Annotated in this window: 19 protein-coding genes; 6 read left to right on the top strand and 13 right to left on the bottom strand. The window is 67.9% G+C overall.

Features of this window, described 5'->3' with window-relative positions; genetic code table 11:
- Window positions 1-6 precede the first annotated feature (6 nt).
- From EV672_RS10490 to EV672_RS10480, 3 genes are read left to right on the top strand one after another with little or no spacing between them, the layout of a single operon-like run.
- Window positions 7-276: an MmoB/DmpM family protein gene (locus EV672_RS10490; protein ID WP_133608961.1), complete on the top strand. Its 270-nt coding sequence runs from the start codon at window positions 7-9 to the stop codon at window positions 274-276.
- A gap of 17 nt (window positions 277-293) precedes the next feature.
- Window positions 294-1,829, top strand: a complete 1,536-nt coding sequence (locus tag EV672_RS10485) for a YHS domain-containing protein (RefSeq protein WP_133608959.1) — start codon at window positions 294-296, stop codon at window positions 1,827-1,829.
- 22 nt (window positions 1,830-1,851) lie between these two features.
- The gene (locus EV672_RS10480) at window positions 1,852-2,211 is read left to right on the top strand and encodes a phenol hydroxylase subunit P4 (protein WP_133608957.1); all 360 of its coding nucleotides are present in this window, start codon (window positions 1,852-1,854) and stop codon (window positions 2,209-2,211) included.
- A 124-nt stretch (window positions 2,212-2,335) separates the two neighbouring features.
- Here the strand turns inward: EV672_RS10480 and EV672_RS10475 are convergent, their stop codons facing one another.
- Genes EV672_RS10475 through EV672_RS10450 form a run of 6 tightly spaced genes read right to left on the bottom strand, consistent with a single transcriptional unit; the run spans window position 2,336 to window position 7,110 of the window.
- The gene (locus tag EV672_RS10475) at window positions 2,336-3,403 is read right to left on the bottom strand and encodes an NADH:ubiquinone reductase (Na(+)-transporting) subunit F (RefSeq protein WP_133608955.1); all 1,068 of its coding nucleotides are present in this window, start codon (window positions 3,401-3,403) and stop codon (window positions 2,336-2,338) included.
- 18 nt (window positions 3,404-3,421) lie between these two features.
- On the bottom strand, window positions 3,422-3,784 hold the full coding sequence (locus EV672_RS10470; RefSeq protein WP_133608953.1) for a phenol hydroxylase subunit P4: 363 nt from the start codon (window positions 3,782-3,784) through the stop codon (window positions 3,422-3,424).
- Window positions 3,785-3,803: 19 nt separating this feature from the next.
- Window positions 3,804-5,447, bottom strand: a complete 1,644-nt coding sequence (locus tag EV672_RS10465) for an aromatic/alkene/methane monooxygenase hydroxylase/oxygenase subunit alpha (protein WP_133608951.1) — start codon at window positions 5,445-5,447, stop codon at window positions 3,804-3,806.
- Window positions 5,448-5,467: 20 nt separating this feature from the next.
- Complete coding sequence (locus EV672_RS10460) at window positions 5,468-5,779, bottom strand: MmoB/DmpM family protein (RefSeq protein ID WP_208110753.1); 312 nt, start codon at window positions 5,777-5,779, stop codon at window positions 5,468-5,470.
- A gap of 28 nt (window positions 5,780-5,807) precedes the next feature.
- A complete protein-coding gene (locus tag EV672_RS10455) occupies window positions 5,808-6,803 on the bottom strand; it encodes an aromatic/alkene monooxygenase hydroxylase subunit beta (protein ID WP_133608949.1) in 996 nt (331 codons plus the stop codon).
- Between the two features lie 49 nt (window positions 6,804-6,852).
- Window positions 6,853-7,110 carry a phenol hydroxylase subunit gene (locus tag EV672_RS10450; RefSeq protein ID WP_133608947.1) on the bottom strand — a complete coding sequence of 86 codons (258 nt, stop codon included), beginning with the start codon at window positions 7,108-7,110 and terminating at the stop codon, window positions 6,853-6,855.
- A gap of 294 nt (window positions 7,111-7,404) precedes the next feature.
- On the opposite strand from EV672_RS10450, the gene EV672_RS10445 reads away from it, so the two are divergent.
- From EV672_RS10445 to EV672_RS10440, 3 genes are all read left to right on the top strand, one after another.
- On the top strand, window positions 7,405-8,589 hold the full coding sequence (locus EV672_RS10445; protein ID WP_243738622.1) for a sigma 54-interacting transcriptional regulator: 1,185 nt from the start codon (window positions 7,405-7,407) through the stop codon (window positions 8,587-8,589).
- A gap of 21 nt (window positions 8,590-8,610) precedes the next feature.
- A complete protein-coding gene (locus EV672_RS19040; RefSeq protein WP_243738621.1) occupies window positions 8,611-9,207 on the top strand; it encodes an AAA-type ATPase lid domain-containing protein in 597 nt (198 codons plus the stop codon).
- A gap of 68 nt (window positions 9,208-9,275) precedes the next feature.
- Window positions 9,276-10,223 (top strand): LysR family transcriptional regulator, encoded by a 948-nt coding sequence (locus tag EV672_RS10440; protein ID WP_133608945.1) that lies wholly within the window; start codon window positions 9,276-9,278, stop codon window positions 10,221-10,223.
- 15 nt (window positions 10,224-10,238) lie between these two features.
- On the opposite strand, the gene EV672_RS10435 is transcribed toward EV672_RS10440, so the two are convergent.
- The 7 genes from EV672_RS10435 to dmpH are packed head-to-tail and all read right to left on the bottom strand — an operon-like array spanning window position 10,239 to window position 15,315.
- Window positions 10,239-10,946, bottom strand: a complete 708-nt coding sequence (locus EV672_RS10435) for an NAD(P)H-dependent oxidoreductase (RefSeq protein ID WP_133608943.1) — start codon at window positions 10,944-10,946, stop codon at window positions 10,239-10,241.
- Entirely contained in the window at window positions 10,943-11,353 is a 411-nt protein-coding gene (locus EV672_RS10430) for a tautomerase family protein (protein ID WP_133608941.1), read from the bottom strand. The genes EV672_RS10435 and EV672_RS10430 overlap by 4 nt, the downstream gene beginning before the upstream one ends.
- 23 nt (window positions 11,354-11,376) lie before the next feature.
- Window positions 11,377-12,138, bottom strand: coding sequence for an SDR family NAD(P)-dependent oxidoreductase (locus tag EV672_RS10425; RefSeq protein WP_133608939.1), 762 nt, complete (start codon window positions 12,136-12,138; stop codon window positions 11,377-11,379).
- Between the two features lie 51 nt (window positions 12,139-12,189).
- On the bottom strand, window positions 12,190-13,290 hold the full coding sequence (gene dmpG / locus EV672_RS10420) for a 4-hydroxy-2-oxovalerate aldolase (RefSeq protein ID WP_133608937.1): 1,101 nt from the start codon (window positions 13,288-13,290) through the stop codon (window positions 12,190-12,192).
- Entirely contained in the window at window positions 13,290-14,207 is a 918-nt protein-coding gene (locus tag EV672_RS10415; RefSeq protein WP_133608935.1) for an acetaldehyde dehydrogenase (acetylating), read from the bottom strand. Before EV672_RS10415 ends, dmpG begins: the two co-directional genes overlap by 1 nt.
- A 38-nt stretch (window positions 14,208-14,245) precedes the next feature.
- Entirely contained in the window at window positions 14,246-14,521 is a 276-nt protein-coding gene (locus EV672_RS10410; RefSeq protein WP_341770479.1) for a tautomerase family protein, read from the bottom strand.
- A 5-nt stretch (window positions 14,522-14,526) separates the two neighbouring features.
- Window positions 14,527-15,315 carry a 2-oxo-3-hexenedioate decarboxylase gene (gene dmpH, locus EV672_RS10405; RefSeq protein WP_424923143.1) on the bottom strand — a complete coding sequence of 263 codons (789 nt, stop codon included), beginning with the start codon at window positions 15,313-15,315 and terminating at the stop codon, window positions 14,527-14,529.
- Window positions 15,316-15,338: the final 23 nt, after the last annotated feature.

Genomic DNA, 15,338 nt, shown 5'->3' with positions numbered 1-15,338 from the left:
GCCGCCATGTCACGCGTGTTCATCGCCCTGCAAAGCAACGAAGAGACCCGTTGCATCGTCGATGCCCTGGTGCACGACAACCCCGACGCCCACGTCGATCACCAACCCGCCATGGTGCGCATCAGCGCCGAAGGCCGCCTGGTGCTGCGCAAGGACAGCGTCGAGCAAGAACTCGGTCGCCCCTTCGACATGCAGTCCATCCACGTCCACATCGTGACGCTGGGCGGCCACGTCGATGAAGAAGACGACGCCCTGACCATCTGCTGGAACCACTGACCCCCGAGGAGACCGACATGGACATGCAAGTCAAGGCCAAGAAGCTGGGCCTCAAAGAGCGCTACCGCCTGCTCACCCGCGACCTGGGCTGGGAGCCCAGCTACCAGAGCCACGAAGCCATCTACCCCTACGCCAGCTACGAGGGCATCCAGATCCACGACTGGAACCAGTGGGAAGACCCCTTCCGCCTGACCATGGACGCCTACTGGAAGTACCAGGGCGAGAAGGAGCGCAAGTTCTACGCGATCATCGACGCCCACGTGCAGAACAACGGCCACCTGAACATCTCGGACGCGCGCTACCTGACCGCCGTGAAGATCTTCCTGCAGGCCATCAGCCCCGGCGAGTACTCGGCGCACCGTGGCTATGCACGCATCGGCCGCGAGCTGCCCGGCGTGGGCACGCAGGTCGCCTGCCAGATGCAGGCCATCGACGAGATCCGCCATGCGCAGACGCAAGTGCACGCCATCTCGAACTACAACCGTTACTACAACGGCTTCCACGCCTTCACCCAGATGCGCGACCGCATTTGGTACAACTCGGTGCCGCGCTCCTTCTTCGACGACGCGATGTCGGCCGGGCCCTTCGAGTTCATGATCGCGGTGGGCTTCTCCTTCGAGTACGTGCTCACCAACCTGCTGTTCGTGCCCTTCATGTCGGGCGCGGCCTACAACGGCGACATGGCCACCGTGACGTTCGGCTTCTCGGCGCAAAGCGACGAAGCCCGCCACATGACCCTGGGGCTGGAGTGCATCAAGTTCATGCTGGAGCAAGACCCGGCCAACCTGCCCATCGTGCAGGCCTGGCTGGACAAGTGGTTCTGGCGCGGCCTGCGCCTGCTGTCCCTGGTCAGCACCATGATGGACTACATGCTGCCCAAGCGCGTGATGTCGTGGCGCGAGGCCTGGGACCTGTACGGCGAGGAAAACGGCGGCGCCCTGTTCAAGGACCTGGCCCGCTACGGCATCAAGCCGCCCAAGGGCTGGGACGAGGCCGCCGAGGCCCGGGACCACATCTCCCACCAGCTCATGCTGGGCTTTTACCAGTGGAGTTTCGGCACGTCCTTCCACAGCTGGATCCCGTCCGACGAGGACATGGACTGGCTGTCGGCCAAGTACCCCGAGACCTTCGACAAGTACTACCGCCCGCGCTGGATGCACATCCGCAAGATGGCCGAAGAAGGCCGCCCCTTCCAGAACGTGGGCCTGGCCAAGCTGTGCCAAACCTGCCAGATGCCCTGCGTGTTCACCGAACCGGGCGACCCGACCACGCTGTGCAGCCGCGAGCTGGCACACGAGGGCGAGCTCTACCAGTTCTGCTCGGACCACTGCCAGGACATCTTCCTCAACGAGCCCGAGAAGTACATGCAGGCCTGGCTGCCCATGAACCAGTTCTTCCAGACCGCGCCCAGCGAGGGCGGCATCGAAGCCTGGATGGCCTGGGTGGGCCTGGTCGGCGGACAGGACAACGGCGATTACCACGGCTCGCAGGACCAGCAGAACTTCGACCGCTGGAAGCGCATGACGACCAGCAACCCCCAGGCTGCCGGCTGAACCCCACACCAGGAGACCGACCATGCCCGTGACATCCATCGGCGCCTACACCGCCACCCCGGCCGACGTGCAGGCCAACTACCACGGTGCCCAACTGGTCTATGCCAGCTGGGACCACCACCTGCTGTTCGCCGCGCCTTTCATCATGCCGGTGCCGCCGGACATGCTGTTCAAGGACTGGGTGACCAACGCCCTGACGCCCTTGATCGCGGCCGACCCGGACACGCCGCAGATCGACTGGACCCGCGTGCAGTGGCACCTGGGCGCCCAGCCCTGGCAGCCCGACTTCGAACGCAGCCTCAAGGACAACGGCGTGCGCCACAAGGCGCAGATCCGCATGCACACGCCGGGGCTCAACAGCCTGATGCCGTTCGCTGCGTGAAGTCCTCTGCGTGAGGTCCTCGGCGTGACGCTGGCGGCCTGAGCAGGCCCAGCCCCGGCAGCGCAAGCTGACCGGGGCTTCCTTTTGCGTGCGTGTGGGGTGCGCGTTCGTCGTTTGAAAACGCTCAGATCGCCTTGAACAGCGGGCTGCGCACCCGCTCGGCATCGGCCGCCGAGAGGAACTTCTCGGTGTAGATGTCGCGCTCGAACAGGCGCCCTTGCATCAGGGTGGTGATGCAGGCGTCGATCATCACGGGCGGGCCGCACAGGTAGGCCTTGTGGCCGCGGAAGTCGTTGTGGAAATGCGCCTTGGCCGCGTCGTGCACGAAGCCGCGCGGGCCCGTCCAGTCGCTGCCCTCGGGCTCGTGGGACAAGGCCGGCACATACGTGAAGTTCGCGTGCTGCTCGGCCAGGGCCAGGAACTCGTCGTGGTAATACAGCTCGGCGCGCGAGCGCTGGCCGTACACCAGCGTGATCGGCAGCGTGCAGCCTTCGGCCAGGAGGTCCAGGATCATGCTGCGCGGGCTGGACAGGCCAGAGCCCCCGGCCATGAAGAGCATGCCCAGCTTCTGCTGCGTGTGCGCCGACTTGCGCACGAAGAAGCGGCCATACGGCCCGGCCAGGCGCACCGCGTCACCCACCTTCAGCTGCTCGTGCAGGTAGGCCGTGCCCGCCCCACCGGCGACGATGCGCACGTTGAGCTCGACCTCGTCGCCCGTGGCCGGCGTGTTGGCCAGGGAGAAGGCACGGCGCACGCCCAGCGTCGGGATCTCCAGGTTCACGTACTGCCCGGCCTGGAAGTGGATGGGCTGGTCGAGCTTGAAGTACAGCGCCTTGATGGTCGGCGTGAGCGTCTCGATGCGCGAGACGACGCCGTTGAAGTCCCGCACCGGGATGACCTCGGCGTCGGGCTCTTCGTCGATCTCGGCCTCGATGGTCACGTCCGATTGCAGGGTGGCGCAGCAGGCCAGGGTCTTGCCCTCTTCGCGCTCGAAGTCCATCAACGCGAAAGGCGAGGCGTCGCCGTGCTCGACCTCGCCTTCCGAGACATGCACCTTGCACGTGGCGCACAGGCCGTGGCAGCAGGCATGGGGCAGCCAGATGCCGGCGCGCAAGCAGGCGTCCAGCACGGTCTGGTCGGGCTCGACCTCGATGGTCTGGCCCAGCGGCTCGATGGTCAGTTGGTAACTCATGTCGGTGTCACCCCTCGCTCAGAAGCCGATGCCGGCCAGGCCCTGCAGGCCGGGCGTGCGAAAGCGCAGCAGGTCCTTGTGGCCCACGCCGTTGTCTTTCAGGCTCTTGGCCAGGTCGGGCGTGAAGGCCTCGCCGGCCTTGATCCACTGCACGCGGCCCCATTCGATCTGGTCGAAGTCGGGGTGCTGGCCATACAGCTGGGGCAGCACCTGCTCGACCAAGGCCTCGAAGGGCATGTCGGGCGGCACGGGGATGCACATCGGCGCGGCGTACATCAGGTGCTGGTCCCAGCCCAGGCCGAGCAGTTGCTGACCGTGGAACTTGTCCACCGTGTCTTTCATGTCCCCGTGGTAGCCGGGGCGGATGGCTTTGACGCTCATGGTGGTCTCCTCGGGTGGGTCAGGCGATCTTGCGTTCGGGTTCGGTGGCCGGCGTGGCGGGCGCGGCTGTTGTGGCCGACGCGGCATGCGGCGCGTGCATGTTGGCCGGGCGGCCCGTCCACTTCTGCCAGTTCACGGCATCGGCGTGGGTGGCGAAGTCACCGCCATCGACCCCGGGCTGGATGCGCATGTACTTGAGCGCCTCGACCAGCGGGTTGAAGTCGGGGGCAGTTGGGTCCACACCGGGGTTGAAGTAGTTGCCCTGGTAGATCTGGTGCACCGGCAGGTGGGCGTGCACGAACTTCTCGGGCTCCTGGTTGAAGACGTGCTGGCAGCCGTCCGAGCAGAAGTGGAACTTCTCGCCCAGGTAGGTGCCCTCGCGCACGCAGACCTGGGTGGGGTCGTCTTCTTCGGTGAAGAGCTGCGGCCACTGGCAGACCTGGCAGAGCTGCGGCAGCGTGCCGTTGGCAAAGGGCTTGCCCTGGCGCTCCAGCTCGGCCCAGTGCTCATAGCGGGGGCGGTAGTGCTTGTCGAAGGTCTCGGGGTACTTGGCCGACAGCCAGTCCATCTCTTCGGCCGAGGGCAGCCACACGGGGAAGCCGGCCGCATGGCGGAACTGGTACAGGGTGCACCAGACCTGGTGGCTGACGTGGCCCTTTTCCTTGACGGTGGTCTCCCAACCCAGGGGCATGCGCACGCCATAGCGGGCCAGGTCGGCGAACAGGGCGCCGCCGTTTTGCTCGAAGTAGATCTCCCAGGCCTCGGCCCAGCTCATCACGCGCTTGGGCAGCATGTAGTCCATCATCGTGGCGAGCAGGGACAGCAGGCGGTAGCCGCGCCAGAACCACTTGTCGATCCAGGCCTGCACGATGGGCAGGTTGTCGGGGTCCTGCTCCAGCAGGAACTTGATGACCTCGATGCCCAGCGTCATGTGGCGGGCCTCGTCGCTTTGTGCCGAGAAGCCGAAGGACACGGTGGACATGTCGCCGTTGTAGGCCGCCCCCGACATCCAGGGCATGAAGACGAGGTTGGTCAGCACGTACTCGAAGGAGAACGAGATGGCCGTGATGAACTCGAAAGGCCCGCCGGTGATGGCGTCTTCGAAGAAGGACTTGGGGATGGAGAGGTACCAGGCCCGGTCGAACATCTCCGGGAACTCGGCCATGCCCTCGAAGTACTTGTTGTAGTGGCTCATCGCGTGGATCTGCGTCTGCGAATGGCGCAGCTCGTCCAGCGATTGCATCTGCGCGGCGATGCGCGGGGCCACGCCCGGGAACTCGCGGCTGAGGATGTTGAAGCCGCGGTGCGAGGCGTATTCCAGGCAGGTGATGCCGGTGACGAAGAGCTTGAGCGCCTGCACGTAGCGGGCGTCGCTCACATTGAACTGGCCGTTGTTCTGCTGGAAGGCGTCGATGATGGCGTAGAGCTTCTTTTCCTTCTCGCCCTGGTACTTCCAGTAGGCGTCCATGGTCAGGCGGAAGGGGTCTTCCCACTTGTCCCAATCGTGGATCTTGATGCCCTCGAAGTGGACGGCGCGGTAAACCTCGTCCTTGGGCTCGTAGCTGGGCTCCCAGCCCAGACCACGCGTGAGCATGGCGTAGTTTTCCTTGAGGCTGAGCTTCTTGGCGGCGGCGTGGGGGGTGGCGTTGGCGGGGGTGTTCATGGTCGTGCTCCAGGGCGTGTTCAGGCGCTTTGCCAGTGCAGGGTGAATGCGTCTTCGGTCTCGTCGATCTGGCCGGACAGCGAGATCAGATTGAGCTGCAGCTCGCGCAGGTCGAAGTCGCGGCCGACGCGCTCTTCCACCGAGGCGCGGCGGATGACGAGCAGGCCAGGCGCGGTGACCTTGACCATGGCGGGGGAGTCCACGGCGACGGCATGGGGGTTGTCGGCCACGATGGCCTCGACGATGGGCAGGGTGTCGTTGTTGGCCTGGAAGGCGATGAAGACAGGCTGCGTGGAGGTGGTGGTGATCTGGGGGGTCATGGGGGTGCTCATGGCGCTGCTTTCAATGGGGTTCAGGCCGTCAGACGCTCAGGCCGAGCTTGGCCAGGCGCACGCCCAGGGCCGCATCGACCTGGGCCAGGGCCACCTCGCCCTCGTCGCCCATGGTGGCTTCGGCCAGGGGCTTGAGGGACGCCAAGAAGCGCTCGCGCCAGGTGCGCGCCCAGCCGCTGAGCAGGGCCTGGTTGGCCTCGCTCTCGGCCGCGGCGGTCTTCACCATGGCATCGGCCCAGCGCACGCCCTCGTCGTGCAGGCGCATGGGGTAGTCCAGCAGGGTGGACAGGCCGGGCCCGTGGCGGCGCGCCAGCCAGGCATCGAACTGCTGCATGAACAGCGGGAAGACCAGGCCATCGGCGATCAGGCACTGGGCCACCAGCACCTCGAACCAGTCGCGCGTCACGAACACGCGCTCGACCTCGCGGCGCAGCGGCTGCCAGTCGCCGTGCTCGATCCAGAAGGCCTTGGCCTCGTCCAGGGTGCTGCCGGTGTTGCCGTCCACCAGCAGGCCGATGCGGGAGTAGTGCTGGGCCAGGCCAAGGCGGTCGGCCGCGCCCATGATGGCCGCCTGCGTGATGGCCGTGCTCCAGCCATAGGCCGAGATGTGGCTGAGGTTGGTGTTCGCGCCCCACTCGAAGTGGCGCAACGGCACGATGGCGAACACGATGGCGTCGCGCGCCTCCTGTGGCAGGCCGCGCAGCAGCTCGCGCTTTTCGGCGAACTCCATCTGGCGGTCCAGGCCTTCTTGCTGCTTGGCCCGGGCGATGGTGTAGCTGCCGTAGTAGTACTGGCGCGGGTCTTTCAGCGCGTACCAGTCCTTCATCACGATGGCCGTGCGGCGCGCGTCGTAGAGGTCATGCTCGGGGTCCCACAGCGGCTTGTAGTGGTGGTTCACCTCGGACTGCAGGTCGTAGGTGGCTTCCTGGTAGCGGCTGGCGGGCTTGTCGCCAAAGCGCCGGGCGATGTGCGCATAGGTGTGGCGCACGGGCTTGACGCTCTGGGTGCGGATCTCGACGGTCATGCGTGTCTCCGGGTGGGGGTGTGGGATGGAGGGAAGTCAGTCCGGGGTCTCAATCCATGACGCCGGGCTGGCCGTAGCGCCACTTGGCCTGCTCGGCGTCGATCTCATCGCCTTGCGCGGCGCTGAGGAAGCGCACGCGGTGGGCCGCGCAGAACTCTTCGTAGGCGGCCTTGGGCATGATCAGGTCCACCGACAGGTCGGGGTCGCCGAGCGAGAAGTCGAACTCCACGAAGCCATCTGGGCGCTCATGGCGCAAGCGCACGTAGCACTGGACCTGTTCGGCGCGTGGGAATGCGAGCACGGGCATGTCTTGTCTCCTGGTTCTGCGGTGGCCTGCCAAGCGGCTGTGCGGGAGTACCCGATGGCCATTGGCGTGTGCCTTGCACCTCCTCTTTTGCGAAGGCCGTGCCAGCGCACCCGACCCCTAGGGAACACCCCGAGGAATCGGAGCTTCAAACGCCCTTCATGCCCCTTTCAAGCCCTTGTTTTGGACGATGTGTGCCGAATCGACCCCGACCCTCGGGCATGACCTGTGTCAATTCATCCACCCCCGCACTAGCATCCTTGTCAGCGACTGTTCGAATTCCTACAAGCCCTGGACATGCCCACCCCACTCAAGGCAGCCGTGCCACGTTCGGCCTTGCCCACGCGCGAAGACCTGATCAGCCGCGTGCACTTCGACCCGCGCGAAGGCCGCATCTGGCTGGACGACCAGCGCATGCTGCTGCTGCACACCTCGGCGCTCGGGGTGCTGCGCCAGGAGCTCATCGAGACGCTGGGCGTGGACGCCGCGCGCGGCCTCATCACGCGCATGGGCTACAACTCCGGCGCGCACGATGCCGAGCTGGCCCGCAAGATGCGCGCGCCCGATGCACCGCAGGACGCCCTCTTCATCGGCCCGCAACTGCACATGCTCGAAGGCGTGGCCCGCGTCGAGCCGGCCCACCTGGAGATTGACGAAGAGCGTGGTCACTTCTTCGGCGAGTTCCACTGGTATGGCTGCGCCGAGGCGGAGGTGCACGTGCAGCGCTATGGCATCGGGGCGGACACGGCCTGCTGGCAGCAGGTGGGCTATGCCTCGGGCTTCGTCAGCCGCTTCATGGGCCGCCCGGTCATGTTCCGCGAGGTGCAGTGCTGCGCCCAGGGCGCCAGCCATTGCGTGATCATCGGCAAGAGCGTGGACGAGTGGAGCGACGCCGACGAGGACAAGCGCTCGCTGCGTGCCGACGCGCTCACGCAAGGCCTGAGCGCCGTGCCGCGTGGCGATCTGGGCAGTGGCGACAGCAGCACCGCGCGCTCCCTGCTGGGCGATGCCGATGTGGTGGGCGTGTCCTCGGGCTTCAACGCCGTCTGCCACATGGTGCGCCGCGCGGCCAGCACCCAGGCCACGGTGCTCTTCCTGGGCGAAAGCGGCGTGGGCAAGGAGGTGCTGGCGCAAAGCCTGCACCGCATCGGCAAGCGCGCGAGCGGGCCCTTTGTGGCCATCAACTGCGCGGCCATCCCGGAAGACCTGATCGAGTCCGAGCTGTTCGGTGTCGAGAAGGGCGGCTTCACCGGCGCGCAAAGCGCACGCGCGGGCCGCTTCGAGCGCGCCGATGGCGGCACGCTCTTCCTCGATGAGATCGGCATCCTGAGCTGGACGGCGCAGGGCAAGTTGCTGCGCGCCCTGCAGGAGCGCGAGATCGAGCGCGTGGGCGGCATCCAGACGCGCAAGGTCGATGTGCGCGTGGTGGCCGCCACCAACCTCGACCTGCGCGCCGAGGTCGAGGCCGGCCGCTTCCGCTAAGACCTGTTCTTCCGCCTCAACGTGCTGCCCATCCGGGTGCCGCCACTGCGCGAGCGCCGCGAAGACATCCCCGTCTTCATGAACCACTTCCTGCGCAAGTTCAACCAGCGCGATGGCCGCAGCATCAGCGGCTTCACGGCGCGCGCCATCGACGCGATGCTGAGCTACGCCTGGCCGGGCAACATCCGCGAGCTGGAGAACCTGGTCGAGCGCGGCGTGGTGCTGGCCGGCGACGGCGGCGCCATCGACGTCAGCCACCTGTTCGTGGGCGGCGAACAGCTGCAACGCGACTGGCTGAGCTGGAACCTCAATGGCTCGCTGCAGTGCCGTGCCGCCCATGACACCGCCAACCACACCGCTGACCACACCGGCCAAGGCCTGGCCCCGACCGATGCCGCCTCGCAGGCGCTGGCCGAGCGCGTGCAGTCCATGCTGGGCGATGCCGATTGCCACGATGGCCTGGTGCTCGACGAGGTCGAGGCCGCGCTGATCCGCCGCGCCATGCAGCGCACGCAGGGCAACCAGTCGGCCGCCGCGCGCCTGCTGGGCCTGACGCGGGCGCAACTCATCTACCGCCTCAAATCGGTGGCCGGGGTGGCCGGGGTGGACGAGGCCTGAACCGCCACCCACCACCCACCTGCCCCGCACCGATCCCCCCACAGCCCGTCACCGCACAGCCCACCGCCATGGACCTCCGCCACCTCAAGTATTTCCTGGCCGTCGCCCAAGAACTCAACATCGGGCGGGCCGCCGCGCGCCTGCACATCTCGCAACCGCCGCTGACGCGCCAGATCAAGGCGCTCGAGGACGAGCTGGGCGTGGCGCTGTTCATCCGCACCGCCAAGGGCGTGGAGCTGACCCAGGCCGGCGAGATGTTCAAGGAAGAAGCGCACAACATCCGCATGCTGGTCGAGGCCGGCATCGACCGCGTGCAGCGCGCCGGCGAAGGCAAGCTGGGCCGCATCGACGTGGGCATCTTTGGCTCGGGCATCTACGACATCATCCCCAAGCTGCTGCAGGACTTCCGCCGCAAGCTGCCGGGCGTCAACGTCGTGCTGCACACGATGAACAAGAGCGAGCAGATCGAGGCCCTGCGCCAGCGCCGCATCACCGTGGCCTTCAACCGCATGACCGAGCCCGAGCCCGACATCGGCCGCGAGCTGGTCGTCACCGAGTGCCTCTACGCGGCCATGCCCTCAGACCACCCGCTGGCCTCGCTCAAGGCCGTGCCACTGCGCGCCTTCGCCGAGCAGCCCTTCGTCGTCTTCCCCAACGTGGGCCGGCCCAACTTCGTGGACCGCGTGGTCGAGCTGTGCCGCCAGCAGGGCTTCGAAGCGCAGATCGCGCAGGAGGTGGGCGATGCCGTCACCGGCCTGGCCCTGGTGGCGCGCGGCTTTGGCGTGACGCTGATCCCGGAGTCGGCGGCGCAGGCCCTGGTGGTGCATGGCACGACGGTGCGCCCGCTGGCCGATGTGCCCAAGGCCATGATCGACCTGAGCTGCCTCTACCGCGTGACCGACAAGTCGCCGCTGCTCAAGGCCTTCCTCGGCGTGATCCGGGAGAACCGCGAAGCGCGGGAAGCCCGCGAGGCGCATGACGCCCACGAGGCCGCCACGCCACCGGCGATCATCTGAGCCGCTGACAGAGGCTCAGCGCACGGCCAGCGGCCGCAGGCGTTCGTCGAAATCGCCCAGGCTGGGCATGGCCAGGGGCGCGAGGTGGTCGAGCTGGTCCAGGCGGCTGCGGTAATCGGCCAGGATGTGGGTGCGCTCTTCCGTCGAGATGTAGGGCACGTGCCAGGCCACGAAAGGCGGCAGCACGCTCAAGCCCGTGTAGCCCAGCGTGCCTTGCTGCAGGGGCTTGAGCATGTCGTCGAGCGGGCCGTGCACGCCATCGGGCGCGAACATGTGCGACTGGCCGCCGATGGTCACGCTGAGCATGGCGCGCTTGCCCGCCAGGCCGCCGCGGTCGTAGAAGCGCTTGCCGCCATAGACGACGCCCGAGACCAGCACCCGGTCGATCCAGCCCTTGAGCATGGCCGGTGCCGAGAACCAGAAGATGGGGAAGTTCAGGATCAGCAGGTCGCACCACAGCAGCTTGGCCAGCTCGCTGCGCACGTCCGGCGCCAGCGTGCCGTTGGTGTGGGCGTGGCGCTGCTCCAGCGCATAAACGAGGTGGTCGGGGTTCTGGCGCTGGCCGAAATCGGCGGCGCTGGCCACGGGGTTGAAGCCCGCGGCGTACAGGTCGGACACCCGCACCTGGTGGCCCTGGGCGCGCAGGTGGTCGGTGGCGGTGGTGCACATGGCCGCGCTGAAGGAGTGTGGCTCCGGGTGGGCGTGGACGATGAGGACGTTCATGGCGCCCTCGCCTGGACCTCGGCGGCGCGCACCGCGCTGGCCGGCTGTCCCGCGATGGCCCACAGCGCCGGCGGCACCGGCTTGCACACGCCGCGCACCCCGCTGCGGTCCACGCCCAGGGTGTCCACGATCAGCTCGGTGAAGCGGGTCAGCAGGTCCTGGCACTGCGCCACAGGCCGCCCCTCCAGCACCAGGAACTCGAAGAAGGGCGCACCGGCCTGCCCCTCGCTGACCAGCCGGCCGGCCACGGCCACATGCTGGGGCCGGTAAAGCTGCGCGAAGACGCGCACGCGCTCGATGGGGCTCTGCAGCACCTCGGCGTAAAGGCGGCTGGCCGCCAGCACGAGCTCGCCGATGGCCGCATCGCTGTGCTGCCCTTCGGCCAGGTGGAGGTGGAGGATGGGCATGGCGGTCTTTCAGAAGGGGACACTCAGGGCAGGCCCTTGCGCCGGCCCGCGTCCATGAACAGGGTGCCGCCGGCCAGGGCGTCGGCCTCCGGGTCCAGCAGCAGGGCGATGGCCCAGGCGATCTGCTCGGGCGTGGTGAAGGCCCCGATGGCCGACTCGGCGCGCATCTGGTCCAGCACCTCGGCGGCGCTCAGGCCGTCGCGCGCGGCGCGGTCTTGGGCCACGCGGTGCAAGCGCTCGGTGTCGGCCGGGCCTGGGGCCACCAGGTGCGAGGTCACGCCGCGCGGCCCGTAGGCCCAGGACAGCTGCCGCACCAGGTTGGCCAGCGCGGCATTGGCCACGCCGGCCGTGGCCGCGTAGGCCGTGGGCTCGAAGCCGTAATGCCCGCCGATGGCGACCAGGCGCGCGCCGGCGCTCAGCCGCCCATCGACGGCGCGCACGAGGCGCAACATGCCGCCCACCTTGATGTTGACCGCGTCCACCACGGCCTCGGTCGGCGCGGTGAGCACGCCACCCGCGGTGGCCACGCCCGCGCCTTGCACCACCAGGCGCACAGGCGCACCGAGCTGCTCACAGGTCGCGCGGATGGCCTCGGTGGCGCTGTCCGAGGCGATGTCGGCCGCGCAGGCCACCACGCCGGGCGTGCTGTGCACCAGCGAGGCGAGGGCGTCGGTGGAACGCGCCACCGCCACCACGGTCAGGCCCTTGGCGGCCAGTCGGCGCACGATGACCTGGCCCATGGCGCCGGTGCTGCCGACCACCACGGCGATGTCTTGTTGCGGCATGGCTGTGCTCCGTGGGTGCGTGTGGTGGGTGGAGGTCGTCAGGCCAGCAGCTCAGGCCGCGCGGACCACGTCCTGCATCAGGCCGCGTTCCTTGGCCATGGTCATGGCGGTGTCCTCGATCATGTCTTCCTGGCCACCGATCATCTTCTTGCGGCCCAGCTCGACGAGGATGTCGCGCGCCGGCACGCCGAAGCGCTTCTCGGCCCGCTTGGCGTGCAGCAGGAAGGTCGAATAGACGCCCGCGAAGCCCAGCGTGAGGGACTCGCGGTCCACGCGCACGATGTGGTCCATCATGGGCACGATGATGTCTTCGGCCACGTCCATCAGCTTGAACAGGTCCACGCCGGTGAGGATGCCCATGCGGTCGCACACGGCCAGGAAGACTTCCAGTGGCGTGTTGCCCGCGCCGGCGCCCAGGCCGGCCACCGAGCCGTCGATGCGGCTGGCGCCTGCGGCGATGGCGGCCACCGAGTTGGCGATGCCCATGCCCAGGTTGTGGTGGCCGTGGAAGCCGATCTCCGTCTCGGGCTGGAGCACCTCGCGCAGCGCCGCCACGCGGGCCGTCACGTCGGCCGGCAGCATGTGGCCGGCCGAGTCGGTCACGTAAATCGTCTGCGCGCCATACGACTCCATCAGCTTGCCCTGCTGGGCCAGGCCGGCGGGGTCGTTGAGGTGGGCCATCATCAGGAAGCCGACGGTGTCCATGCCCAGCTTGCGCGCAAAGGCGATGTGCTGGGGCGAGGTGTCGGCCTCGGTGCAGTGCGTGGCCACGGTGACGCTGCGCGCACCGCAGTCGTAGGCCGATTGCAACTCGCGCATCGTGCCCAGGCCGGGGATGAGCAGCACCGACACCTTGGCCTGCGTCATCTTCGGCACCACGGCCTGCAGGTACGCCTCGTTGCTGGCCAGCGCGAAGCCGTGCTGCAGCGAGTTGCCGCCCAGGCCGCCGCCGTGCGTGACCTGGATCAGCGGCACGCCGGCCGCGTCCAGCGCGGTGGCGACCTCGACCATCTGCGCCACCGAGATCTGCTCGCGCTTGGCGTGCATGCCGTCGCGCAGGCACATGTCGTGCAGCAGGACCTTGCGGCCGGCCAGGCTGGTGTCGGTGGTGTTGGTGTTGGTGGTGCTTGCGGTGCTGTTCGGGGCGCTCATCACACGGTCTCCTTGGCCGGCTGCAGCTGGATCTTCCCAGCCAGGATCTCTTCGGCAAACATCTCGGCGGTGCGGCAGGCGGCCGCCGTCATGATGTCCAGGTTGCCTGCGTACTTGGGCAGGTAGTCGCCCAGGCCCGAGACCTCCATGAACACCGACACGCGCTGGCCGTCGAACACCGGGCCGTTGACCAGGCGGTAACCCGGCACGTACTTCTGCACCTCACCGATCATGGTCAGCACCGAGTCGATGATGGCGGCCTGGTTGGGCGCCTCGTCGGTCAGGCAGTTGATGGTGTTGCGCATGATCACCGGCGGATCGGCAGGGTTGATGATGCACAGCGCCTTGCCGCGGCGCGCACCGCCCACCTTCACGATGGCGTTGGAGGTGGTGTAGGTGAACTCGTCGAGGTTGGCGCGCGTGCCCGGGCCGACCGACTTGGACGACAGGCTGGCCACGATCTCGGCGTAGTCCACCGGCTGCACGCGCGAGATCGCGTTGACGATGGGGATGGTGGCCTGGCCGGCGCACGAGATCATGTTCACGTTCATCTCGGCCTTGTCGGCGTGCTCGCGCAGGTTCACCGGCGGCACGCACAGCGGGCCGATGGCCGCCGGCGTCAGGTCGATCATCAGCACGCCCAGCTCGTTGAGCTTGCGCGAGTTCTCGGCGTGCACATAGGCCGAGGTCGCGTCAAAGGCGATCTGGATGCCGTCTTCGAGCACGTGGGGCAGCAGGCCGTCCACGCCCTCGGCGGTGGTCTTCAGCCCCATGCTGCGGGCGCGGGCCAGGCCCTCGGAGGTGGCGTCGATGCCGACCATCCAGACGGGCTCCAGCACGGGGCTGCGCTGGATCTTGTAGATCAGGTCGGTGCCGATGTTGCCCGAGCCGATCAAGGCGCATTTGATCTTTTTCATGGAAGGGATCCTGTGGGTGCTTTGCGGATGTCAGGCGCTCAGGTGGTGGACTTGGCCTTCGCGGCCGCCTCTGAAGCACCGGCGGCCGTTGCCGCGGCCGCTGCGGCCATCTCAGCTTTCTGGCCCGCCGTCACGCCGGCCACGGCGAACTCGTCCAGGCCGTGCTCGGTGATGAGGATGCGCACGGTGTTCTTGTCCACCCCCAGCGCGGTGGCGGTGGCCTCGGCAACAGCGGCCACGACGCGGCGCTTTTGCTCGACGGTGCGGCCGGTCATCAGGTGCATTTCGATGATGGGCATGGGGCCTGTCCTCAGGTTGTTCAGATGAATCGCACCGACACGCTGCCCAGCTCCTGGTAGCGCGCGATGACGTTGTCGCCAGGCTTGACGGCGATGGCCTCGGTGATGGCACCGCTCATGACGAAGCTGCCCGCGGGCAGGTCCTCGCCGAGCTCGTGCAGCACCCGCACCATCAGCGCGATGGCATCGGCCGGGTGGCCCATGACGGCGGCCGATGCGCCCATGGTCACGGCCTCGCCGTTCTTCTCCATCACCACGCCCAGCGTGCTCAGGTCGATGTCACTGGCGTAGCGGGCACGGCCACCGGCCACGTAGCGGGCCGACGAGCCGTTGTCAGCCACCACGCTGGGCAGGTCGAACTTGAAGCCCGAAAAACGCGAGTCGATGACCTCGATGGCGGGCAGCACGAAGTCGGTCGCGGCCAGCACGTCTTCCCGCGTGACCTGGTCACCCGCCAGGCGGGCCTTGGTGACGAAGGCGATTTCGCACTCGGCGCGCGGGTGCACCAGGTCGTCGGTGCGCACGGCCGAGTTCTCAGGGCGGGCCATGTCGGCCAGCAGGAAGCCGATGGAGGGCACGCGCACGCCCATCTGGTCCATCTTGGCCTTGGAGGTCAGGCCGGCCTTCCAACCCGCCTGGCGGCGGCCCTGGGCCAACCAGCGGCGGCGCAACTCCAGCTGCACGGCGTAGCCATCGGCCAGCGTCATGCCGGGGAAATCGTCGGTCAGTTTCGGGATGGCCTTGGCGCCGGTCTGCGCCGCCTCGATGCGGTCGCTCAGGCGGACGATGTCCTCGCGGCCCAGCGTCAGCGTCATGCTCTGGTTCGGGTTCT

The sequence above is a fragment of the Aquabacterium commune genome (genome assembly GCF_004362855.1).
GTDB lineage: Bacteria > Pseudomonadota > Gammaproteobacteria > Burkholderiales > Burkholderiaceae_C > Aquabacterium > Aquabacterium commune.
This window is presented reverse-complemented; position numbering and strand designations above follow the sequence as displayed.